Annotated in this window: 18 protein-coding genes; 4 read left to right on the forward strand and 14 right to left on the reverse strand. The window is 71.6% G+C overall.

The window, feature by feature from the left end:
- Positions 1–82: 82 nt before the first annotated feature.
- The 8 genes from addA to ahcY all read right to left on the reverse strand — a co-directional run bounded on the left by addA (position 83) and on the right by ahcY (position 14,274).
- A complete protein-coding gene (addA, locus tag AC6EUL_RS05020) occupies positions 83–3,571 on the reverse strand; it encodes a double-strand break repair helicase AddA (protein WP_499869186.1) in 3,489 nt (1,162 codons plus the stop codon).
- The gene (locus AC6EUL_RS05025; RefSeq protein WP_499869188.1) at positions 3,568–3,816 is read right to left on the reverse strand and encodes a hypothetical protein; all 249 of its coding nucleotides are present in this window, start codon (positions 3,814–3,816) and stop codon (positions 3,568–3,570) included. Before AC6EUL_RS05025 ends, addA begins: the two co-directional genes overlap by 4 nt.
- Before the next feature lie 18 nt (positions 3,817–3,834).
- Complete coding sequence (locus AC6EUL_RS05030; RefSeq protein ID WP_499869190.1) at positions 3,835–4,248, reverse strand: PIN domain-containing protein; 414 nt, start codon at positions 4,246–4,248, stop codon at positions 3,835–3,837.
- Positions 4,249–4,314: 66 nt separating this feature from the next.
- Complete coding sequence (gene addB / locus AC6EUL_RS05035; protein ID WP_499869192.1) at positions 4,315–7,455, reverse strand: double-strand break repair protein AddB; 3,141 nt, start codon at positions 7,453–7,455, stop codon at positions 4,315–4,317.
- Positions 7,456–7,522: 67 nt separating this feature from the next.
- A complete protein-coding gene (locus AC6EUL_RS05040) occupies positions 7,523–8,260 on the reverse strand; it encodes a nucleotidyltransferase family protein (protein WP_499869194.1) in 738 nt (245 codons plus the stop codon).
- Between the two features lie 76 nt (positions 8,261–8,336).
- Positions 8,337–9,863: a tRNA (adenosine(37)-N6)-threonylcarbamoyltransferase complex ATPase subunit type 1 TsaE gene (gene tsaE, locus AC6EUL_RS05045; protein WP_082514018.1), complete on the reverse strand. Its 1,527-nt coding sequence runs from the start codon at positions 9,861–9,863 to the stop codon at positions 8,337–8,339.
- A gap of 192 nt (positions 9,864–10,055) precedes the next feature.
- The gene (locus tag AC6EUL_RS05050; RefSeq protein ID WP_056275702.1) at positions 10,056–12,554 is read right to left on the reverse strand and encodes a sensor histidine kinase; all 2,499 of its coding nucleotides are present in this window, start codon (positions 12,552–12,554) and stop codon (positions 10,056–10,058) included.
- Positions 12,555–12,867: 313 nt separating this feature from the next.
- Positions 12,868–14,274, reverse strand: coding sequence for an adenosylhomocysteinase (gene ahcY, locus AC6EUL_RS05055; RefSeq protein ID WP_156389726.1), 1,407 nt, complete (start codon positions 14,272–14,274; stop codon positions 12,868–12,870).
- Positions 14,275–14,574: 300 nt separating this feature from the next.
- On the opposite strand from ahcY, the gene AC6EUL_RS05060 reads away from it, so the two are divergent.
- Positions 14,575–14,922: a hypothetical protein gene (locus tag AC6EUL_RS05060; protein ID WP_499869197.1), complete on the forward strand. Its 348-nt coding sequence runs from the start codon at positions 14,575–14,577 to the stop codon at positions 14,920–14,922.
- 14 nt (positions 14,923–14,936) lie between these two features.
- Here AC6EUL_RS05060 and AC6EUL_RS05065 read toward each other — a convergent pair whose 3' ends face one another.
- Together AC6EUL_RS05065 and AC6EUL_RS05070 are read right to left on the reverse strand one after the other, a co-directional pair.
- Positions 14,937–16,553: an AMP-binding protein gene (locus AC6EUL_RS05065; RefSeq protein ID WP_056214965.1), complete on the reverse strand. Its 1,617-nt coding sequence runs from the start codon at positions 16,551–16,553 to the stop codon at positions 14,937–14,939.
- Positions 16,554–16,563: 10 nt separating this feature from the next.
- Positions 16,564–17,163 (reverse strand): nitroreductase family protein, encoded by a 600-nt coding sequence (locus AC6EUL_RS05070; RefSeq protein WP_056352603.1) that lies wholly within the window; start codon positions 17,161–17,163, stop codon positions 16,564–16,566.
- 437 nt (positions 17,164–17,600) lie between these two features.
- On the opposite strand from AC6EUL_RS05070, the gene AC6EUL_RS05075 reads away from it, so the two are divergent.
- On the forward strand, positions 17,601–18,938 hold the full coding sequence (locus tag AC6EUL_RS05075) for a GGDEF domain-containing protein (protein WP_499869198.1): 1,338 nt from the start codon (positions 17,601–17,603) through the stop codon (positions 18,936–18,938).
- A 24-nt stretch (positions 18,939–18,962) separates the two neighbouring features.
- On the opposite strand, the gene AC6EUL_RS05080 is transcribed toward AC6EUL_RS05075, so the two are convergent.
- Together AC6EUL_RS05080 and AC6EUL_RS05085 are read right to left on the reverse strand one after the other, a co-directional pair.
- The gene (locus tag AC6EUL_RS05080) at positions 18,963–19,202 is read right to left on the reverse strand and encodes a hypothetical protein (RefSeq protein ID WP_056275467.1); all 240 of its coding nucleotides are present in this window, start codon (positions 19,200–19,202) and stop codon (positions 18,963–18,965) included.
- A gap of 87 nt (positions 19,203–19,289) precedes the next feature.
- Positions 19,290–19,520 carry a hypothetical protein gene (locus AC6EUL_RS05085; protein ID WP_244472713.1) on the reverse strand — a complete coding sequence of 77 codons (231 nt, stop codon included), beginning with the start codon at positions 19,518–19,520 and terminating at the stop codon, positions 19,290–19,292.
- 120 nt (positions 19,521–19,640) lie between these two features.
- Between AC6EUL_RS05085 and AC6EUL_RS05090 the strand changes: the two genes are divergently transcribed.
- A complete protein-coding gene (locus AC6EUL_RS05090; RefSeq protein ID WP_056275463.1) occupies positions 19,641–19,865 on the forward strand; it encodes a hypothetical protein in 225 nt (74 codons plus the stop codon).
- A gap of 4 nt (positions 19,866–19,869) precedes the next feature.
- Here the strand turns inward: AC6EUL_RS05090 and AC6EUL_RS05095 are convergent, their stop codons facing one another.
- Positions 19,870–20,478 carry a glutathione peroxidase gene (locus tag AC6EUL_RS05095; RefSeq protein WP_056275460.1) on the reverse strand — a complete coding sequence of 203 codons (609 nt, stop codon included), beginning with the start codon at positions 20,476–20,478 and terminating at the stop codon, positions 19,870–19,872.
- A gap of 192 nt (positions 20,479–20,670) precedes the next feature.
- Between AC6EUL_RS05095 and AC6EUL_RS05100 the strand changes: the two genes are divergently transcribed.
- Positions 20,671–21,189 carry a PRC-barrel domain-containing protein gene (locus AC6EUL_RS05100; protein ID WP_056214946.1) on the forward strand — a complete coding sequence of 173 codons (519 nt, stop codon included), beginning with the start codon at positions 20,671–20,673 and terminating at the stop codon, positions 21,187–21,189.
- Positions 21,190–21,401: 212 nt separating this feature from the next.
- Here AC6EUL_RS05100 and AC6EUL_RS05105 read toward each other — a convergent pair whose 3' ends face one another.
- Complete coding sequence (locus AC6EUL_RS05105; RefSeq protein WP_056214943.1) at positions 21,402–21,836, reverse strand: response regulator; 435 nt, start codon at positions 21,834–21,836, stop codon at positions 21,402–21,404.
- Positions 21,837–22,062 lie beyond the last annotated feature (226 nt).

Consider the following 22,062-nt stretch of genomic DNA (forward strand, 5'->3'; position numbering starts at 1 on the left):
ACCGGTTACCCGGAAAAGACTTACGCTGAGAAAGGATTAGGGAGTCTGTCCGGTTCAGGATGAACCGGACAGACTCTTGGGCTCACGCTGCCCTCTGCGCCAGCGCGTCGAGGGCGGCCGCGACGGCCTCGGCATCGAGCCGGCGGATGACGGGCCCCGAGGTCCAGACCAGCATCGGCACCACGCGGTGGCGCGGGTAGATCTCCGCCAGAAGCGCGGCATAGAGAGCGATCTGCCCGGCTTCCGCGCGCGGCAGAGGCGCCCCGTCCCGCGGGGGCCGGCCCGTCTTGAAGTCCGCGACCCAGACCGTGTCCGGGGCGATGGCCAGGCGGTCGACACGACCGAAGACCGGGCGCGAGACGCCACCGACCACGACCCGCCCCGACAGCGTCACCTCGGCCCGTGCCTCCGGTGCGAAGAGCGGCGCCAGGTCGGGCTCCGCGAACAGGTGCAGGGTCGCGGCCACGATGCCGTCCTGCTTGGCACGGTCGAATCCGGGTGCACGGGCGCGCACGAAGGCGGTCGCGGCGGCCTCCCGCTGGGCCGGGTCGATCCGCGGCAGGTGCTCCACCAGGGAATGGATCAGGGTCCCGCGCCGGCGCGCCTCGCTGTCGGCCTGCCGCTGGCCCGGCTGGCGGCGGGTGTCGGCGGCCCCGAGGGCGCCGGACGGCGTCACCGGAGGGGCGGCCTCGACCTCGGCCGGGACGGGGGCCTCCAGCCAAGCCGGCAGGTCCGGCGGCCCCTCCGCCGCGGAGGGGGACGGGGCCGCCGGCTCCGCCGCGCCGCCGTCGCGCCACAGGGTGGCGGGGCCGTGGGGGGTCTCCAAGACCTCCCCGAGACCGAAGGACCGTTCCAGGCCGGTGCGGACCATCTCGCACCAGGCGGCCTCGCTCGGGGCCTCGTGCCCGCGATAGGGCGCGATGACGAGGCGGTCGGCGGCACGGGTCATCGCCACATAGAGGAGGCGGTTGTGCTCTTCGCGGGCCCGGGATTGCAGGGTGGCGCGGGCCTGGGTCACGGCCTCGCAGTCGCCGGCCTTGGCCCCGGCCCAGACCGGCGGCAGCAGCGCGGCGCCGTGGCCGAACCGCTGTACCCCCGGCACGAGCGGCAGGAGCGGCGGGTCGTTGCGCCCCAGGGCCTCGCAGCCGTCGATGACGACGACCACCGGGGCCTCCAGCCCCTTCGCCCCGTGCACCGTCATCACCCGGACCTCGTCGCGGCCGGAATCGAGATCGCGCTTGACCGTGTGGCCGCCCTCTCCGCGCCCCGGAACGGTGTCGTAGCGGGCGAGGAACCCGCCGAGCGAGGGCGCGTCGGGCGCCTGCTCGGCCTGGGCCGCCGTCATCAGGAAGACGTCGATGGCGTCGCCGGCCTCGCCGCCGAGGCGGGAGACCAGGGCGCGGCGGCCGCCGCGAGCCCCGAGCAGCGCGGCGTAGAATCCGAACGGGCCCTCGCAGGCCGCGAGGGTGATCCAGGACGTGAGGGCCGCGTGGCCGCGGATCGCCGCGGGGTCGCCGGCCGCCGCATGGCGCGCGAGGGAATCCTCGAGGGTTTCGTCGAGGTCGCGCCGTCCGGCGATGCGCACGAGGTCGTCGTCGTCGAGTCCGACCAGGGGCGTCTTCAACGCGCCGGCGAGGGTCAGGTCGTCGGCCGGCAGGAGGCCGGCGCGGCCCACCGCCACGAGGTCGTTGACGGCGATGTGGGCGGCGATGTCGAGGCGGTCCTGGCCGGCGACGGGCACCCCGAGGGCCTTCATGGCGCGGATGACCTCCTCGAAGGCCGCCGAGCGCTTGCGCACCAGGATCAGGATGTCGCCGGGGCGCCAGACCCGGCCGGTCTCGTCGCCGGCGGTGATCCAGGTCAGGGCCGCCCGGGCGACCCGGCGTGCGGTGACGATGGCCGGTGCGTTGGTCTCCGGCGCGTCGACGGGGGCGGCCCAGGCATCGGGCTCGGGCTCGTCCGCCGGCTCCTCGATGGGCCAGAGTTCGACGGTGCCGGGCGCCGTGACCCGGGCGGTGCTGTGTGTGGTGCCGACGGCCGCGTCCTCGAAGGACAGGCCCTCGTAGTGCTCGGGGATCGCGAAGGTGGCGTCCACGGCCCGCAGGACCCCGCCGGCCGAGCGGAACGACAGGTTCAGGTGGACGTCCTCGAAAGCGAGGTCGGCGCCGGCCGCCGCCCGCTGCCAGGCGCGCCGGGTGGTCTCGAACTCGCGGGGCTCGGCCCCCTGGAAGCTGTAGATCGACTGCTTGGGGTCGCCGACGGCGAAGCGGGTCCGGGCGACCTCGCGGGCGCCCTCGCCGGAGGCGAACTCGGCGGTGATGCGGCGCAGGATCTCCCACTGGTGCGGGTTGGTGTCCTGCGCCTCGTCGATGAGCACGTGGTCGACGCCGCGGTCGAGCTTGTACAGCACCCAGGTGGAATCCACCCGGCCGAGGAGGTCCAGGGTCTTGTGGATCAGGTCGTCGAAGTCGAGGGCGCCGAGGCGGGCCTTCTGGGCTTCGACCCGGCGGTGGATCTCGCCCGCGAGGGTGAAGAGCGCGCGGGTGCGTTCCAGGGCGCGCACGCCGCGCAGGGCGTCCCGCAGCGGCTCCAGGCGGTCGCGCTCGTCGCACAGGGCCTGCTTGGCATCCTCCGGCACAGCCTTGGTGCCGAGGCTCCTGTCGGCCTTCGGGGCGCCCTCCTTGGTGAAGAAGACCCCGAGGTAAGTCTCCAGGGCCTCGGCGGGCGCGGCCGCCGCCACCGCGAGCAGCCTGTCGGCGATGCCGTCGTCGGTGGCCTTGCCGGTGCGCAGGCGGCCGGCGAACGCGGTGAGATCGCCCAAGCCCCCGTCCAGCATCCGTGCCTCGATCGCCGCCGCGCTGTCGCCGGGCCGGACGCCGAGGGTGTCGGCCAGCGCGGCGAAGGGGCCGTCGAGGCCGACGCGGCTGTCGAGCACGTCGCGGGCCCGCATGGCGCTGCGGATCGCCTTGCGCAGGGCGTCCCCCGTCGCCTCGGGGCCGACGACGGCGAGGGCCTCGCCGAGAGGCCGATGCCCGCCGCCGATGGCATCGGCGAGCACGTTGCCGGTCTCGATCCGGAAGGCCTCCGCGGCCTGGGTCTCGTCCAGCACCACGAAGCGTGCCGGCACGTTCGCCTCGAAGGGGAACATGTGCAGCAGGCGCTCGCAGAGGGCGTGCAGGGTCTCGATCTTCAGACCCCCCGGCGTCTCCACCGCGCGGGCGAACAGCCGACGGGCGACCTGCAGGGTCTTGCGGGCGGGGCGCTCCCCCGTGAGTTCCGTGAGTTCGGCCGAGAGGGCGGCGTCGTCCAGCGTCACCCAGCGGCCGAGGACCCGGAACACCCGGATCGACATGTTGGCCGCCGCCGCCTTGGTGAAGGTGAGGCAGAGGATGCGGGCGGGCGGCGCCCCGTCGAGAAGCAGGCGCACCACCCGGTCGGTGAGGACCTTGGTCTTGCCCGCGCCGGCATTGGCCGAGACCCAGGCCGAGGCGCGCGGATCGGCGGCCTGGCGCTGCGCCGCCTTGGTGAGGTCGTCGACGACGAAGGTTTCTCGGACGGTCGCGGCGCTCATCGATCCGACCTCATCCGGTCCTTCGCCTCGGGGGGGGCGTCGGGGGTCCCGTCGAGCAGGGCCAGGGCCGCCTGCACGTCGGCGCGCTCGGCCCGCGCCTGGAGCGCCTTCAGGCCGCGACGATGCCCGAGGCCCTCCGCGATGAAGGCGACGAGCAACTGGTTGATGGAGACGTTGTCCTCGTCAGCGGCCGTCTTGGCCTGGGACATGACGTGGTCGGGCAGGCGGAGTGCGAAGTTCGGCATGGCCCATCCTCGTATCTGTCAGCGGGTCAGGTAGGCTTGCGGGGTCATCGCCCGAAGACCGAAAGCCGACAGGACCGGCTTTCGGAAGTGGCGATCGTGGGTCAGGATCAATTCGGCTCCGGCGGCCAGGGCGCATTCGACGTAGAGATCATCCATCGGATCATCCAGGAACGGCCTGAAGCGGAACCAGGACAGGGTCAGGACCGCGGTCGCGCATAGGGCGTCCAGGATCGCGTCGATCCCGGCCTCTTCGATCCAGGGCGTAGGCCCCAGGAGCCCCGGACGTTTGAGGACATCCTCGTACTCGAACACCATCGCAGGCGAGAGCGCGAACGAAAACCGACGGGTGAGCAGCCCCCGCAGCACGGCGTGGGATGCGCCGTTGCGGGATCGCAGCGCGCCGAGCACGACGTTGGCATCGACGACGACCATCTTCTCAAAATGATATTGCGGGCGATATCGGTCAAGAGCGAAATCAGGCTTGTCCCGCGCGGTCCTTCAGCCCTCCCCCTCGCCGCCGAGCGACCATTCGAGCACCCGGGCGAGGTGGTCGTAGTCGCCGTAGGACTTGGCGTATTTCGGGTAGGGTCGGGAGGTGTAGGCGGCCTCGCCCGTGAGGAAGCGGGCGACGAGGCCGCGGAAGCGGGCGACGTGCTCGGCCACGATGGCGGCGACCTCGCGCTCGTCGCCCCGCGGCGGCTTCACCGCCAGGGGCTCGAAGGGTTTGCGGCCGCCCGAGGCGTGGACGTAGAGGAGGTCCGGCGTCAGCGTGGTGGCGGGGAAGCCGTCGAAGGCCCCGGCCATGAGCATCGCCGCCTCCAGGGTGAGCTGGGGCGAGAATCCGGCGAAGACCTCCTTGTTGCTCGGCGGCAGCCCGGTCTTGAAGTCGACGATGCAGGCCCCGCCGTCGCGGCGCCGCTCGATCCGGTCGGCCCGCGCCCGCAGGGTGAAGGTCTCGGTGCCCATCGGGATCACCCATTTGCCGGAGATTTCCGGGTGCACCCGGCCCAGCTGCGTCCGGCGCTCACCCTCCCAGGCGAGATATTCTTCCGACAACCTCACGAAGCGGGGCCACCATTCCGCGTACAGCGAAGGGTAGGTATCGTTGATCGACGCAAAGGCGTTCGCCGCCATGCCGGCCAAGACCTCTGCTGCCAAGGTGCCGTCCGGAAGGGAATCCGGGTAGCGCTCGGCGAAATCTCCGAGAATCTCGTGGATCAGCGTGCCGCGGTCGGCGGCCCCAGGCTCGGCCGCCACCGGATCCAGCGGATCGAGGCCGAGGACGTGCCGGGCGAAGATCACGTAGGGGTCGCGCACCAGGGTCTCGACCTCGGTGACGCTCAGGGACCGCGGGAACAGGGCCGGATCCGGCTTCGGACGGGGCTGCTTGAGACGGGCCTGCGCCGGGCCGGTACCCTGGTCGAGGGCGGCGGCGTAGGCCGAGAAGCGGCGCCCGGCGGCCAACGCCCAGTTCCAGCCGGCGTCGCCCGTGAAGGCGCGCAGGCGCTGCAGGAAGCGCGACGGCACGGTCGGTGCGCCTTCGCGCTTGGCCGCCCGGGTGATGAGGGCGTCGTGGTGGCCGAGGGCCTGGACGAAGTCGTGGGCGCTCTGGCCGATCCGGCGCTCGGGCGGGTTGAGGCCGATGCGCTCGCGCATGGGCCGGTTGAGGAAGGCGTCGGTGGTCGTCTTCATCGGCCAGACGCCCTCGTCGAGGCCGCCGAGCACGACCCGGTCGACGCTCATCAGCCGCGCCTCCAGCAAACCGAGGATGCGCAGGCGCGGATGCGGGCGCCCGTCGCTGCAGGCCACCAGTCGCTCGCGGGCGAGCGCCGTGAAGAAGGCGGGGTAGTCGCCGAAGCGGCCGGGCAGCAGGCCGGGTTCGGCCATCTCGAGGTCGTCGAAGAGGGTGTCGAGCACGCCGAGCGACGCGTCGTCGACGGCCTCGCCCTCGGCCGCGTCGATCAGCCGGTCGAAGGTGGCGCGGTGGCAGGCGGCGTAGGCGACGAGGTTGCCGACGCCGCGGTGATCGGCGTCGAGGAAGCCGTCGAAGGCCACCTGCAGCCGGTCCAGGAGTCCGGCGGCGAGGTCCCAGTCGCGCTCGGTCAGGCGGCGCTTGGCGCGGGGCCGTCGCCCGGTGGCGCTGCGCTGGTCGGCCAGGGCCTGCCGCAACCCGGCGAAGCCCGGCGCCGGGGCGGGCCCGCGCAGGGTGCCGATCTCCAGGGCGGCGGCGGCCCGGACCACGTCCCTGCGCGGCAGGCCGAGGCGGACATAGGGATGGGACAGGAGCGTGATCAGCCGGGCCGGCTGGAGATCGGCCGCGACCTCGGCGGCGAGCCGCGCCAGGCGCCCGGCCCGGCTGCGCGACAGGGCCTCGCCGCCGGAATCCTCCGCGACGATGCCCCAACGGGCGAGTTCGGCCGCGACGCGCAGGGCCAGGGCGCGGTCCGGGGTCACCAGGGCCGCGGTCGCGCCCGGCGTTTCCAGGGTCTCGCGCAGGGCGATGGCGATGATCAGCGCCTCTTCCCGCTCGTCGCTGGCCTCGACCACGGCGAGGCCCCGCAGGCCCTCCTCCGCCAGCCGCGCGCGGTCGGCAGGGTCCAGGGCGGCCCAGGCCTCGGTGGTCTCGGCCGGGCGCAGGGCCTGCGACAGCAGCCCGAAGCGGGCGTGGGACTCGGCAGAGGTCTCTCCGAGGGTCGCCACCTGCGCCCGGTCGCGGTCGAGACCGGCCGGACCGAGGAGGCGATGCAGGACCGCCTGCGGATGGCCGTGGGCGATCTCGCGCGAAAAGCCCTCGCCGGTCTCGATGGCGTCCCAGCCATCGCCGTCGAGCTCGGAGTCGAGGCCCGGCAGAACCACGGCGCCGCGGGGCAACCCGGCCACCGCGGCGATCAGCTTCGCGGTGGCCGGCACGGAGCCGGTGGAGCCCGCCACGATCACCGGGTCGGCGGGCCGATCCCGCATCAGCCGGTCGGCTTCGGCCAGGACGAGGCGGCGCGAGCGCGAGACCGGGTCGCTCATCCCGCGCTCGGCGAGGATCCCGGGCCAGGCCTCGGCGGCGATCCTCACGAAATCCAGGGTCAGGCCGAAATAGCGCGAGTACTCGGCCTCCACGGCGCCGCCGATCTCGTCCCAGGGCAGCCCCTCGACGGTGAGCGCGTCCATGAGGCGTTCGAGGTCCGCGGCGAGCCCGATCGCGTCGGCGGGGGAGGACGGCACCAGGAAGGGCACGTCGTCGTCGATGGGCAGCAGCGTGCGGTCCACCGCCTCGGCCCAGCCCTGGACGAGGCGGGCGAGGATGAGGCGGCGCTCCAGAGGCGGCATCGCCGGGGCGAGACGGTCGGGACCGTTCTCGAGGAGCGGGTTGGCGGCGAGATCCAGCTCCGCCTCGTCGGCCTCGCCGAGGGGGACCATCCGGGGCAGCAGGGCGGCGTGACCGAGGCGCGCGGCGAGGATCGCGGCCAGCGCCCGCACCGCCCTCTGGGTCGGCAGGTAGAGGGTGACGGAGGCGAGCGCGAAGGGGTCGTCGCCGATCGCGCCCACGAGGCGCCCCGAAATCAGGGCGTCGGCGAGGGTCGGCAGGAAGGGCGCGCCGGGCGGGATCGAGAAGACGTGGGCGGTCGGGACGTCTGAGGTCGGCATCCCACCCTCCATGCCACCAAATCCCCGGCCCGGGAATGCGATGCCCCGCGGAATCGCCGACCTGCGCTCAGAGCGTCGGCGCCGTGGACTTCACCCGGGCCTCGGCGGCCGTGATCGCCTCCGGCGTGCCGACGTGGAGCCATTGCCCGTCGAGGCGCAGGCCATGCAGGCGGCCGGCCGCGATGGCCCGGTCGAACAGGAGGTTGAGGGAGAAGGCCCCTTCCGGGGTCCCGGCGAACAGGCCGGGCTTCAGGATGGCGACGCCGGCATAGATGAACGGCGCCACCTCGCGCTCGCCCCGTCGCTCCAGGGCCCCGGACGAATCCATCGCGAAGTCGCCGTTGCCCTCGTAGCCGAGGCTCGTCGCGGTCGGGGCGAGGAGGAGGAGGATGTCCATCGCCGCCGGGTCCCAGGCGGCGATCAGGCGGCCGAGATTCGACTCCGGGCCCTCCAGCCAGAACGAGTCGGCGTTGAAGACCACGAACGGGTCCTCGCCGAGGAGCGGCAGGGCCTTCTTCACGCCGCCACCGGTCTCCAGCAGGGCGTCGCGCTCGTCCGAGAGCACGATCGCCGGGGCGGTCCGGCGCTTGCCCACGTGCCCCTCGATCAGGTCGGCGAGGTAGTGGACGTTGACCACCGCCTCGGTGATGCCGCCCTCCGCCGCCCGGTCGAGGGCGTGGTCGAGGAGCGCCCGGCCGGCCACCTCCACCAGGGGCTTGGGCACCGTCGCGGTGATCGGGCGCATGCGCTTGCCGAGGCCCGCCGCGAGGACGAAGGCGCGGGTGATGGGGGCTGTGTCGGACATGGCGTTCGTCTCGTCGGAGAGGTCTCGGGCGGGCGCGGCCGCCCTCCGGCAGCCTCCCCGCGGGCATCGCGGGTCTTCAGCCGCCCTCGGCCGGCTCGCCCCCGGCCTTCGGCACGAGGTGCGGCAGGTGCGCCTCGTGCCAGAGGCGCAGATGGGTCAGGGCCGGGTGGTTGAGGTTGCGCGCGAGGTAGCCCTCGATGCGCGGCAGGTGCGCGAGGTAGGCCGGCTTGCCGTCGCGCCGGTCGAGGCGGGCGAAGATGCCGAGGATCTTGGTGGCGCGCTGGGCGGCCAGCACCGCGTAGGCCCGGGCGAAGGCCTGCATGTCGAAGTCGGGCTCGCGGGCCCGGCGCTCGCGCACGTAGAGGCCGAGGAGGCGCAGCTCGAACTCGGCGGTCGCGTCCACCCGAGCGTCCTGGAGGAGCGAGGCGACGTCGTAGGCCGGATGGCCGAGAACCGCATCCTGAAAGTCGATGACGCCGATGCGCTCCAGCCCCTCGCGCTCGGGCAGCCAGATCAGGTTCGGCGAGTGGTAGTCCCGCAGGGTCCAGGTCGGGCGGTCGGGCTTGATGCTGTCGAGCACCTCCGCCCACAGGGCCACGAATTCGGACCGGGCCGCGTGGGGCAGCTCGCCCCCGCGGATCGCCGGGCAGTACCAGTCGGGCAGCAGTTCGGTCTCGAACACCAGGGCTTCGAGGTCGTAGGGCGGCAGCACGTGGTCGATGCCGTCGGCCACGGGGAGGACGCCCGGCAGCTCGGTGGCATGGAGCTTGGCCAGGAGGCGCACCGCCTCGGCGTAACGTTCCGGGCGCGGCCCGTTGGCGTCGACCACCGGTTCGGTGCCGAGATCCTCCAGGATCAACAGACCCTCGGCGAGGTCCTCGCCGTAGATGCGGGGCGCCGAGAAACCGAGGGCGCGCAGGCCGCGATCCATGCCGACGAAGGCGTGCACGCTCTCGGCGAGCTTGACGATGGCGCTGTAGGGGCGGCCGTTGCGGACCGGGGGGCCGTCGGCGCGGGGCGGCGAGATCATCAGCACGGCGGTCTTGCCGTCCGGCTTCACGAGCCGCTCGTAGGCCCGCGAGGAGGCGTCGCCCTGCATGTTGACGCGGGCGGCCTCGTCCCAGCCGCTGCGGACGAGGAGGAGGCGCAGCGCGCGCGCCCGCTTGAGCCGGGCGGCCATGCCGCCGCTGCCGTCGATGCGGGCGAAGCGCGCCCCGTCCCCGAACTCGGCCCGCAGGGACAGGTCGACGGTCAGCATCGGCGCGTCGCGGTGTCCCAGGCGCTCGGGCCACTCCACCAGGGTGATGGCGGTCTCGGCCATCTCGTCGAAGCCGAGCTCGACGAGTTCGTCGGGGCTGCGCAGGCGGTAGAGGTCGGCATGCACGATGGCCCGCCCGTCGGCGGCCTCGTAGGGCTGGATCAGCGTGAAGGTCGGGCTCGGCACGTCGAGGTCCGGGTCGCCCACGAGTTCCCGGATTAGCGCGCGCGCGAGGGTGGTCTTGCCGCCGCCGAGGCCGCCGGACAGGGCGACGATGTCCCCCGGCACGAGGAGCCCCGCGAGGAAGCGGCCGAGATCCTCGGTGGCGCTCTCCTCCGGCAGCATGATCTCCCAGGCCGATTTCACCTCACGCTGGGGCGTGTCGGCACCATCCTCGTTCAACGCCCAACTCCTCCATGGCCGTGCGCCGCCCCGGCCGGACCCGGATCGCGCGGAGCCCCGCTGTCATACCGGAGCATCCTTAACCAAATCGCGGACGGACCGAAGGCTCCATGGGGACGCCCCCGTCCGGCGCCCCTACTCGGCGGCATCCCGCCGCGCGGTCGGCTCGGTGATCGGGAAGGTGCAGGTGACGCGGGTTCCGGCGCCGGGGGCCGAGTCCAGGCCGACGCGTCCGCCATGCAGTTCCACGAAGGAGCGCACGATCGACAGGCCGAGGCCGACGCCGCGATGGCGGGTGCCGAGGGTGTGGCTCTCGAAGCGGTCGAAGACCCGCGCGGCGACGTCGGGCGGCATGCCCTGCCCCTGGTCGGCCACCGCCAGGGTCAGTTCCGAGGCGTTGCGGCGCACCTCCACGCGGACCTGCTGGCCCGGCGCCGAGAAGCCGACGGCGTTCGACAGGAGGTTGAACAGGATCTGGCGGACGCGCTTGCCGTCGGCCACGAAGGTGCCGACGTCGTCGGGCACGTCGAGATCGAGGGCGATGGCGGAATCGGCGAGCCTGTCCTCCAGCCCGCGCACGGCGGCATCGACGGTGGCGCGCACGTCGACCACCTCGCGGGTGAGCTCGAGGGAGCCCGCATCGATGGAGGCGAGGTCGAGGATGTCGTTGATCATCACGAGCAGCGCGCCCGACGAGCGCATGATGTGGCCGGAATACTCGCGCTGGCGCTCGTTCAGGGCGCCCACCGTCTCGTCGCCGAGGAGCTGGGTGAAGCCGATGATGTTGGTGAGCGGCGAGCGCAGCTCGTAGGAGACGTGGTTCACGAAGGTGTCGCGCAGCTGCGAGGTCCGCTCCAGGGCGTCGTTCTTGTCGGTGAGCGCGCGCTCCACGTTCACGCTGGCGGTAACGTCGATGAGGGTGAGCAGCGTCGCGCCCTCGGGCAGCGGTTGGGCGGCGCAGTCGAGCACGGTGCCGTCGACGATCTCCAGGCGGCAGGTCAGGCCGGCGCGGCTTTCCAGGCCGGTGATGGCGCCGCGGATGTCGATCCACGGGTCTTCGTCGGGCGAGAGGGTCTGGCAGGCGGCGATGACGGCATCGACCCGGGGGCGCTCGCGCAGGGTCTCGGGATCGAGGCGCCACAGGGTCGCGAAGGCACGGTTGGCGAAGGTCAGCCGGCCGTCGGCGCCGAACACCGCCACGGGCTCCTTCAGGGTGTCGAGGGTCTCGGCCTGGACCCGCATCAGCGCGTTGTAGCGGGATTCGAGCTTCATGTTCTCCGAGACGTCGTCGAACAGGTAGGTCAGGCCGCCCTGGGGGTTGGGATCGGCGACGACGCGCAGCGAGCGCCCGTCGGGCAGGTACCACCAGGCCTCGTTGGCCTCCACGGCGCGGTAGGCGGCGAGCACGTCGGCCTTCCAGGACTTGAAGTCGGCCTGCTCGGGCAGTTTCCGGGCGGCGCGCAGCCGGTCGAGGATCTCGCCGTCGAGGGGGCGGCCGTCGAGGAAGGCCGGGTCGAGGTCCCAGAGCTGGCGGTAGGCGGCGTTGTGGAAGATCAGGCGCTGGCGGGCGTCGAACATCGCCACGGCGGTGGGCAGCTGGTCGAGGGTGCGGACGTTGGCATCCATCTGCCGCTGCAGGTCGGCGCGGACGCTCTCGAGCTCCGAGACGTCGACGGCGATGCCGACGCGGCCGGTCTCGATGGCGCTCTCGGTGACGTCAAGGGTCCGCCGGCCGCCCGCCACCACGGCGGAGAGACGATGCGGGACGCGCCCCCCGGTGGCCAGGCGGCCGGATTCGTCGCGGGCGATGAGGTCCCGGGCCTGCCGGTCGAGGAGCTCGACGCCGGCCTCGAGGGCGTGCTCCCGGGTGCCCCCCTCCACCGCCGCGACGTAGGCGAGGTTGACCCAGGCGAGCGCCCCGTCGCGGTTGCGGCGCCAGACCGGCTGCGGGATCGCGTCCAGGAGACTGCCGAGCGCCGAGAGGCCGCGCTTGGCCTCGTACAGGGTGAGGCGCAGGTCGATGAGTTCGCGCTTCTCGTCGGTCGTCTCGCGCAGGCGCAGGATCGCGCGGCCGGACAGGGCCTGCCCGTGCGCGTCGATGAAGCGGCCCGACTGGGTGCGCAGGCTCAGGCGGAAGCCGGCGCCGCGGGCGCGCAGCGCCTCGACGGCCGTGTTCAGGGCGTCGGCGTCGACCGCATGCAGCCAGGTCTCGAAGCCGGGCAGGCCGGGATCGGCGTCGCCGGGCGCGCGCCGGCCATCGATGAGGCCGAGATCGCCCTCGATGGTCGGCGCGCCGCGGCCCGACCAGGTGATGAGGACCTGGCGCTCGGCGTTCAGGAGCATTTCGGCGCGGTCGTGGGACTCGCGCAGGGCCGACAGCTCGGTGACGAGGTCGCGCTCGCGCCGGGTCCAGCGGCTGCGCTCGCGCATGTGCAGCAGGGCCACGATGGTGGCGAACACCGTCAGGCCGATCAGGATGGCGAGACCGGCCGCGTTGTGCGTGTGTTGCCCGAACCCCGAGACGGCAGCGCCGGCATCCAGCCCCGTCCCGGCCGCCCGCGCCGGGGGACCGGCCACGGCGACGGCGAGAGAGCCGGCGCACAGCAGGGCGCGCGCCGTTCGTTCGACCCTCATGATCCGTCCCGCCTCCACGAATCTTCGATGAGACGCCGAAAGGCGCCCATCCCGCAACCGGCCGGAGGCCGGCTGCGAGCCACTCCATCTGAGGAATCAGCCCACACTAGCGCGAGGCGGAATCGTCCCGGAAGAGGCTTAAGCTTAACTTTAGAGGCTTCGGAGGCGATGGCCGCGCAGGAGCGCAGAAAAGCCACACTGCGACGGCGCGTCCAGCAGGGACCGGACGCGCGAAAGCCCGGCACGGGGCCGGGCTTCGCTGGGGCCGATTGGAGGTCGTCGCGGCGCCCCGCGAGGGGCGCCGGAGCGGTCTTCAGTAGCGGTAGTGGTCGGGCTTGAACGGGCCGTTCTCGGAGACGCCGATATAGGCGGCCTGGTCGGGACGGAGCTTGGAGAGCTTCACGCCGATCTTCTCGAGGTGGAGGAGCGCCACCTTCTCGTCGAGGGCCTTCGGCAGGGTGTAGACCTGCTTCTCGTACTTGCCCGGGTTGGTCCAGAGCTCGATCTGGGCCAGGGTCTGGTTGGTGAAGGAGGCCGACATCACGAAGGACGGGTGGCCGGTGGCGTTGCCGAGGTTCACCAGGCGTCCCTCCGACAGGAGGATGATGCGGTGGCCGTCGGGGAAGGTGATCTCGTCCACCTGCGGCTTGATGTTCGACCACTGCATGTTCTTCAGGCCGGCGACCTGGATCTCGTTGTCGAAGTGGCCGATGTTGCACACGATGGCGCGGTCCTTCATCGCCCGCATGTGCTCGATGGTGATGATGTCCTTGTTGCCCGTCGCGGTGACGAAGATGTCGGCGCGCGGCGCGGCGTCCTCCATCGTCACGACCTCGTAACCTTCCATCGCGGCCTGGAGCGCGCAGATCGGATCGACCTCGGAGACGAGGACGCGGCAGCCGGCGTGGCGCAGCGACGAGGCCGAGCCCTTGCCCACGTCGCCGAAGCCCGCGACCATGGCGACCTTGCCGGCCATCATCACGTCGGTGCCGCGGCGGATGCCGTCGACCAGCGACTCGCGGCAGCCGTAAAGGTTGTCGAACTTCGACTTGGTGACGGCGTCGTTCACGTTGATCGCCGGGAAGAGGAGCTTGCCCTCCTTGGCGAGGTTGTAGAGGCGGTGCACGCCGGTGGTGGTCTCCTCGGAGACGCCCTTGATCGAGTCGGCGAGGCCCGCGAACCAGCCCTTCGGCTTCTCGCTGAGCTTCTTCTTCAGGAGCGCGAAGAAGATCTCCTCCTCCTCGGATTCCGGCTTGTCGAGGAAGGCGGTGTCGCCGTTCTCGGCGCGCAGGCCCAGGTGCACGAACATGGTGGCGTCGCCGCCGTCGTCGAGGATCATGTTCGGCAGGCCGCCGTCATGCCAGTCGAACAGCTTCGAGGTGTAGTCCCAATACTCCTCCAGGGTCTCGCCCTTGATGGCGAAGACCGGGATGCCGGCGGCCGCGATGGCGGCGGCGGCGTGGTCCTGGGTCGAGTAGATGTTGCAGGAGACCCAGCGGATGTCGGCGCCCAGCGCCTTCAGGGTCTCGATCAGCACGGCCGTCTGGATCGTCATGTGCAGCGAGCCGGCGATCTTCGCGCCCTTCAGGGGCTGCGACGGACCGAATTCCTCGCGCGTGGCCATCAGACCCGGCATCTCGGTCTCGGCGATCGAGATCTCCTTGCGGCCGTACTCGGCCAGACCGATGTCCTTGACGATGTAATCCTGGGCCGGGGAAATCTGGGCCATTTCGTAACTGCTCCGTCTCTCGTTGCGTCTCGGCGAGGCCTATAGCAGGGCGCCGGGCCAGAGGCAATCAAGATATAAAGATGTCTTTATGCGAATGATTCCAGTCGGTCCCGCCTGGGCCGGTCGGTCGCCCGCGCGTTATAAATCCCGCAGAACGTGTCTTTTAGGGATCGGTTGTGTCTGCGCCGGGCCTGCGACTCGGGCATGCTCCGGCGCAGTGTTCCCAAGAGCGGGGCAGCCCCCATGATCCGGCACGTCGTCCTGGCCAGCGCCATCGGTCTCGCTTCGGGCGTGACCGCCCAGGCGAGCCCGATGCGCGTGGCCACGTTCGAGAAGGTCGTGTTCGGAAGCAGCCGGCTCACGGCCGCCTCGTTCTCCTCGCTCGATCCGACTTGCAAGTCTCTCGGCCCGATGACGATCAGCCTGATCGAAGCGCCGCATGACGGCCGCGTGCAGATCGCGCAGGGACAGGATTTTCCGAGCTTCCCGATGTTCAATGCGCGGGCGCACTGCAATGCCCGCAAGCGGCCCGCGACCTTCGTGTTCTACATTGCGGCGCCCGGCTATACCGGCCGCGACGCGTTTGTTCTCGAACTGGTCGATCCGGTGGAAACGTCAGCCGCGTCCGCTACCGCGTGACGGTACGGTGAGCCTCACCCCTCGTCGCGCAGCTGCCGGCGGATGATCTTGCCCGTGGTGGTCATGGGCAGATGATCGCGAAACGCGATCGCGCGCGGGTATTCGTGGGCCGAGAGGCGGGTGCGCACGAAGGCCTGGATCTCGGCGGCCAGGGCATCCGAGGCCTCGTAGCCCGGGCGCAGGACGACGTAGGCCTTCACGATCTCGGTTCGCAGGGGATCCGGCTTGCCCACCGCGGCGGCGAGGGCCACGGCCGGGTGCGCGCCGAGGCAATCCTCGATCTCGGTGGGACCGATGCGATAGGCGGCCGAGGTGATGAGATCGTCCTCGCGCCCGACGAAGTGGACGTAGCCGTCGGCGTCGCGCCGGGCGGTGTCTCCGGTGAGCATCCAGTCACCGAAGAACTTCTTCGCCGTCGCCTCGGGCTGGTTCCAGTAGCGCAGGAACATCACGGGGTCGGGCCGGGCGACGGCGATCTCGCCGGGCTCGTCGGCGGCGGCCTCGCTGCCGTCCGGCCGCAGGATCGCGACCCGGTGCCCAGGGACCGGGCGTCCGGTGGAGCCGGCCCGCGCCACCCCGGCCGCCCGGCAGGCGGCCAGGACGAGGTTGCACTCGGTCTGGCCGTAGGCCTCGCCGATGGTGAGCCCCAGTTCGCGCCGCGCCCAGTCGAAGGTTTCCGGACCCAGGGCCTCGCCGGCGGAGGCGATGTTGCGCAGGCGGGACAGGTCGAAGCGCCCGCGCGGATCGGCGACGCCGCGCAGCATGCGCAGGGCCGTCGGCGGCAGGAACGCGAGGCTGATCGCCCGCTCGGCGATCAGCCGGAACGCGGCCTCCGGCTCGAACCGGAAATTCGGGCAGGCCAGCACCGGCACGCCGAAATGCAGGCTCGGCAGCGTCGCGTTGAGGAGGCCGCCGGCCCAGGCCCAGTCGGACGGCGTCCACATCCGGTCGCCGGCCTGCGGCGGAAAATCGTGCATCATGCAGAAGCCCGGCAGATGCCCCAGGAGCACCCGGTGGGCGTGCAGCGCGCCCTTGGCCGGCCCGGTCGTACCGGAGGTGTAGATCATCAGGGCGGGATCGTCGGCCCGGGTGTCGACCGGCACGAACCCGCCCGGCGCCTCGGCGAGCAGGGCATCGCAGCCGAGGGCCTCGCCCCGCGCGCCGTCCACGCAGACGACGAGGTCGAGGTCCGGCAGGTCGGCGCGGAGGGCCTCGATCTTGGAGAGGCCCGCCGCGTCGGTGATCAGGACGCGGGCCCCGGCATCGGCCAGGCGGTAGCGCAGGGCGTCCGGCCCGAACAGGCCCGCGAGCGGCAGCGCGATCGCCCCGAGCTTGTAGGCGGCCGCATGGGCGATCACCACGGCGGCCGATTGCGGGAGCAGGACCCCGACGCGGTCGCCGGGCACCACGCCCCGGGCCCGCAACCCGGCCGCCAGACGATCGGAGCGATCCTTCAGGTGGCCGAAGGTGACGTCCGAGACCCGCGCCCCGACGAGCTCCTGGATCGCGACCCGATCGGGCGCGCGCAGAGCCCAGCGGTCGCAGACATCGACGCCGATGTTGAACCGCTCCGGGATGTCCCAGGCGAACCCGGCGACGAGCCCGGCATAATCGGGGGCGGATCTCAGCACGGCGGACGACTCAGGCTTCGCGGGCCTTGAAGGCACCGGCGAAGGCGAAGTCGCTGATCGGCCGCCGGCCGTTCGGCACCTCCTTGGCCCGCTGCTCCTCGGTGAGATCGGCCGGGTTCGCCGCGCGCCCGACGGCGTAGGCCGCCTCGACCTGATGATCCGGCGGCACGTTGAGCACGGTGACGGAGCGCGCCTTGTCGAACCCGCCCATGCCGTGCACGTGCCAGCCCTGGCGGATCGCCTGGAGCTGGAAGTTCGCCGAGGCGGCCCCGGTGTCGAGGGAATGGCTCGCCGAGGGCGTCAGGCCGTCACCGGTCTTCATCAGCTTGCTCGAGACCAGGATGACGAGGGCGCCGGCCCCCTCCGCCCACTTGCGGTTTCCCGGCACCAGCAGGTCGAGGAAGGTCTCCCAGGCGGGGGTTCCGCGCAGGGCGTAGACGAAGCGCCAGGGCTGGGAGTTGTAGGAGGACGGCGCCCAGCGGGCGGCCTCGATCATCCGCAGAAGCTCGGATTCCGGCACGGCCTCACCCGTGAAGGCGCGCGGGGACCAGCGCTCGAGGAAGAGCGGATCGATGTCGTGGTCGGGCTGGCGTGGGTTCGAGAGGGTCACGGGCAGGCTCCAGAAGGCGTAGAGATCCGGGTCGAGGGGTGGCGACGGGCAGCCCCGAACGCGGTCCGCGGCGGCGCGCGCCCGGATCTGGACGAGGCATGCACGAGGTGGCCCCCGGGAGGCAATCGTCCATTCGGTCGGGCACCGTCACATCCCAAGATTGTGAGATACATTTTTGCACGTCCTGGTCATTCTGTGCCATCGATCGCTCGGATTTTAGCGATCGGGGCAAGCATGCCGACAGGAGTTGCGGTCACTCTTGCCCGTGGGGCCGAACGCTTGGCCCGGGAGCCGAACGCTTGGCCCGGAAGCCGAACTCTTGGCCCGGGGGCCGAACTCTTCGCCCGGGAACCGAACTCTTCGCCCGGGAGCCGAAGTGGCTCGCCTGCCCGCCGCCCGCCTGCCCGCCGCCCGCTTGCCCATGGATTTTTCCGCGCGTGATCGCTTCGTCTGCTGCCCGATCGTCCGACGATCCGGGCTCCCTGTCGTTTCGCGCCAGCGACCGTCTGCTGGCGCTCATCGAACGGACGCTGCAGGCGACGCGCTGGCGCCTCGTCTTCCCGGCCGAACTCGAAAGCCGGTTCGAGGCGGAGACCGGACGCCGGCGGGTTCGGCACCTGCGGCGCACCACCCTCATCGGCCTCGCGGTCTTCCACCTCTATGCCGGGGCCGCCTTCGTCACCACGCCCGACGTCGCGATGCTGAACCTGGTCCTGCGGTTCGCCGTGATGACGCCGCTGGCCATCGGGATCTTCGTGGGCCTGAGCCGGGTGAGCGCCCCCATTCGGGAGGCCCTGTGCGGCCTCGGCGTCCTGGCAGCGGTGACGATCCCGGTGCTCACGCTCTGGCTCGGCCACGGACCCAACGTCGCCCACGCGACCACGGCGATCTGGCTGACGGTGATCTTCGCCAACATCTCCCTGGCACTCCGGTTCACCTGGGCCTGCATCGTCTCCGGCACGACCGCGCTCGCCGGTGGCCTCGCCATCGCCGCCCACCCGGAGATTGCCCCGGATCTGGCAGGCCTGGTCCGGCTCGACATGCTGATCGGCATCGCCTTCAGTCTGGGGGCCGCGCATGAGATCGAGAGCGCCAACCGACGCAACTACCTCTACACGCTGCGGGAATCCTTGCGGGCGCAGCAGCTCGTGGTCGCCAACGCCCGGCTGACCCGTCTCTCGACCACGGACCCGCTCACGGGCCTCGCCAATCGGAGGGCCTTCTCGCAGCGTCTCGAAGCCCTGTGGCAGGCCTCCCGCGACGGCGATCCGTTCGCCCTGATGCTGGTGGATGTCGACCACTTCAAGCGCTTCAATGACCATTACGGACACGGGGCGGGCGACGCTTGCCTGTGCGAGATCTCGCGGCTGCTGACCGCCCGGGTCAGCGGGACCGCCGACCTCGTGTCGCGCTACGGCGGCGAGGAATTCGCCCTGTTGCTGCCGGGCCTCGACAGCGCGGCGGCCATCGTCCTGGCGGAGCGGGTCCGCCAGTCGCTCAATGCCCTCGCCCTGCCCCATGCCGGGCGCGGCGACGGCCTGGACCACGTCACCGTCAGCGTCGGCGTCGCGGCGAGCCCGGACGGCGCGGAGACCCCGGCCGCCCTGGTGGAGGCCGCCGATGCGGCGCTCTACCGGGCGAAGTCGGCGGGGCGCAACCGCACCAAATGCGAGGGTGCGCCCCCTCGCGCGGGGACCGGACCGGGCCTCGAGGTCGAGCCGGCCCTGGCCGCCTGGCCGGCTGGTGGGACCCCGCCCCGGCGACGCTCAGCCTGAGCGCCGCCGGACCGGGACCGGACGTCAATCGACCACGCGCGCCGTCGGACGATCGTTGCCCTGGGCGGTCTCGTCGTGCCAGGCGCCCTGGCTGTCCTGGTAGCGGATGCCCTCCGTCGAACCCGGAACCTGCTGCTCGGCCGCAGCGGCCTGGGCCGCCTGCAGGGCCTCGTCATGGCTCGGATAGGTCTCTGAGAACACGTCGCCGACCTTGTAGGCGAAGCCGCCATCGTGCTCGACGATGCGATAGGTGATCTCGGACATCGGCTGTTCCTTCCCGTTTCACGCACCCGCGCGTCTGCGAGCGCAGCATCCGGGAGGGCGAACACGGGGCGGTTCGGGAGGTTCCGCTCAGTGTCGGGTCGGGCTCGCCCAGGACAGGTTGGGAAGCGCCGCCGCGCAGCCCGCGATCAGCGAACCGCGCACATCGGCGGGGTCGTAGCCCGGCCCATCGGGAAACCCGATCGCGTGGGTGGTTTCGCTATCGGAGCGGCGGATATGGGCGACCCAGCCCTCCGGCGCCCGCTCGAAGGCGATCTCGAAGACGATACCCGCCTGCTCGAACCGGTGCGGCTTCATCATCCCGTTCCTCGACCCGTCCCGCGCCAGCCCGGATCTCAGGGTGATTCCGGGGCGGCCTCTCGCGGGATGTGGGGGTTTGCGATATCGGGACAAGGCAGTCAGCCGACCCCGGGAACACGCATGCGCCGCCTTTGCCTCGCTCTCCTCCTGACGCTGCTGGGCGCGGACCAGGGCGCCCGGGCGGAGTTCAGCCTATTCGGCAGCGCCGATCGCACCCCGGCCAATCCCTTCGCCTCGAACTACGCCTCGCCGCCGGTGCGCGGGACGTCGGAGCGGGCCCGGCGCCCCCGCCGCGCACCGCCTCCACCGGGGTCCCTGCGCCCGCCCCGGGACATCCCGCGCTGAACGCTCAGGCGGCGGGCAGCGCGTTGGCGATCGCGGTGACGATGCGCGGATCGTTGGGCTCGACCGAGGACGGGAAGGCGCCGATCAGGCTGCCGTCGCGGTCGACCAGATACTTATGGAAGTTCCAGCCGGGCGTGCTGCCGGGCTTCTCGGCGGCCGCCCAGCGATAGAACGGATGCGCGGCGGGACCCCGGACATGGGTCTTGGCGGTGACAGGGAAGGTCACGCCATGGTTCTTGCGGGCGGCCTCCGCGATGGCGACGCCGTCCAGGGGTTCCTGGTTGCCGAAATCGGGCGACGGCACTGCGATGACGGTGAGGCCCCGGTCACCGAAGCGGGTCCAGAGGCCCTGCAGCCCCGTGAATTGCCCGGCATAGCCGCAGGCCGTAGCCGTATTGACCACGAGGATGGGCCGACCGGCATAGGCCGAGAGCGGCAGGGTTCCGCCCTCCGGCGTCTCGAAGGCGAAGTCGCCCGCCTTCCTGGCGTCGGCCACGGCCGGGCGGACTCCGCAGACGAGGGCCCCACCGAGCAACGCGAGGGCGTGACGGCGCGGCAACCGCGCGAGCCGGGCGTTGGCGGGCCGGGCGTTGGGCAGCAGGACGTTCGACATGGTGCGGCACCCCGTTACGGGCGCGCGGACCGGTTCCGCCGCCCCTTGGACCGAGAAATCTAAGGCCCGACCGGCGTTCGTCCATTCACCATGCCGGATCGCGGGAACCTTTGGCGGAAGCTTGAACTTGAGCTGTGGCACCACGGCCCCCCTCGTTCGCCCTTCGGCCCGACCTTTCGAAAGACTTCGTCCATGCGCAGCCTGTTGCTCGGCACGACTCTCCTCGCTGCCAGCGCCACCCTCGCTCTCGCTCAGTCGCCGGATGCCACCGCGCCCGCCGCCTCGCCGGCACCGGTCCAGGCCGCCCCCGCGACCCTCGCCAACGATCTGCGCCCCACCTTCGTGGTGCAGAACAAGAGCGACATGGTCACGTCGAAGCTGGTTGGCCTGACCATCCAGAACGCCGCCAACGAGACCATCGGCGAGATCGCCGACGTCGTGCTCGACGAGAAGAATACGGTCAAGTCGTGGGTGGTCGGCGTCGGCGGCTTCCTCGGGATCGGCACGAAGTACGTGGCCATCGACCCGAGCGCCATGAAGCTCGTCCGCGTCGACGACACCACCCTGAAGGCGACCATCGACACCAACAAGGACCAGCTCCGCGCCGCGCCGGAATACGTCTACCTCGGCAAGGCCAAGCCCAATGCGGATGCCACCAAGACGAACACGGATGCCAATCCGAAGCCGGCGGACGCCCCCAAGGCGCAGTGATCCGGCCCGGATGGGTTGAACGGACGCCTTCGCATCCCTGCGAGGGCGTTTTTCGTTTCCGGGCATCGCAGGTCTGACCCGCAACGGACCGTCAGAAAACTGTCACGTCGTTGGGGTATTCGGCTCGCCAATCGGAGGCCAACGGCACCGCCGGTCGATCCCGAAGGGGACGGTTTCGAAGAGCCGGTCGCGTGCAGCGAAGGCGGATGAGATCAGGCAGGGCTGCGCAGAGCGTCCCGCACCGTGCTGGCGACGTTGTCGATGCGCCGGACCGCGATCAGGCCGTCGCGGTCGTCGGGGAATTGGGCGTCGAACAGCTCCTCGAGCCACGGCGTCGGATCGTCTTCGCTCGCCAGCGATTCCAGGTCGCTGGCAAAGACGATGCGAAGGTCCGGGCGTAGAGCACGGGCTTCCAAGGCCAGCTTCTGGCAGCAGAGCTTGCCCTGCAGGCTGACGTCCGTCACGAGAACATCGACGGGAAGGCCGAGGGCCAGGACCGTCATCGCGTCGACGCCGCAATCCACCGTGGTGGCCGCGAAGCCCGCTCGTCGAATCTGCGACGTCACCTCATCGCGCCAATGCTTCTGGCGACCGGCGATCAGAACCTGAACGCCGTAGGCGCCACCTGGCGAAGTCGGTCGTTCCATAGTCGAGACTCCCCCCTCGCGCCTGGACATCCGTGCCGATCACCTCGGAAACTGTGCGTCGCAGCATGCTATGTCACGTTCGCTCGTACAGACAAGCCCCCCATCCTGCCGAGGCGAGTGTCTTTCGGGCCCGCCTTCGTCTGATGTCCCGGACCGTCGACCCGGAGAACTCCCGCACGACACGATGCTGCACCGCAGCACTGGCTCAGGTCTGCAAGCGGATCCC

It is taken from the genome of Methylobacterium sp. 001424705, assembly GCF_059816145.1.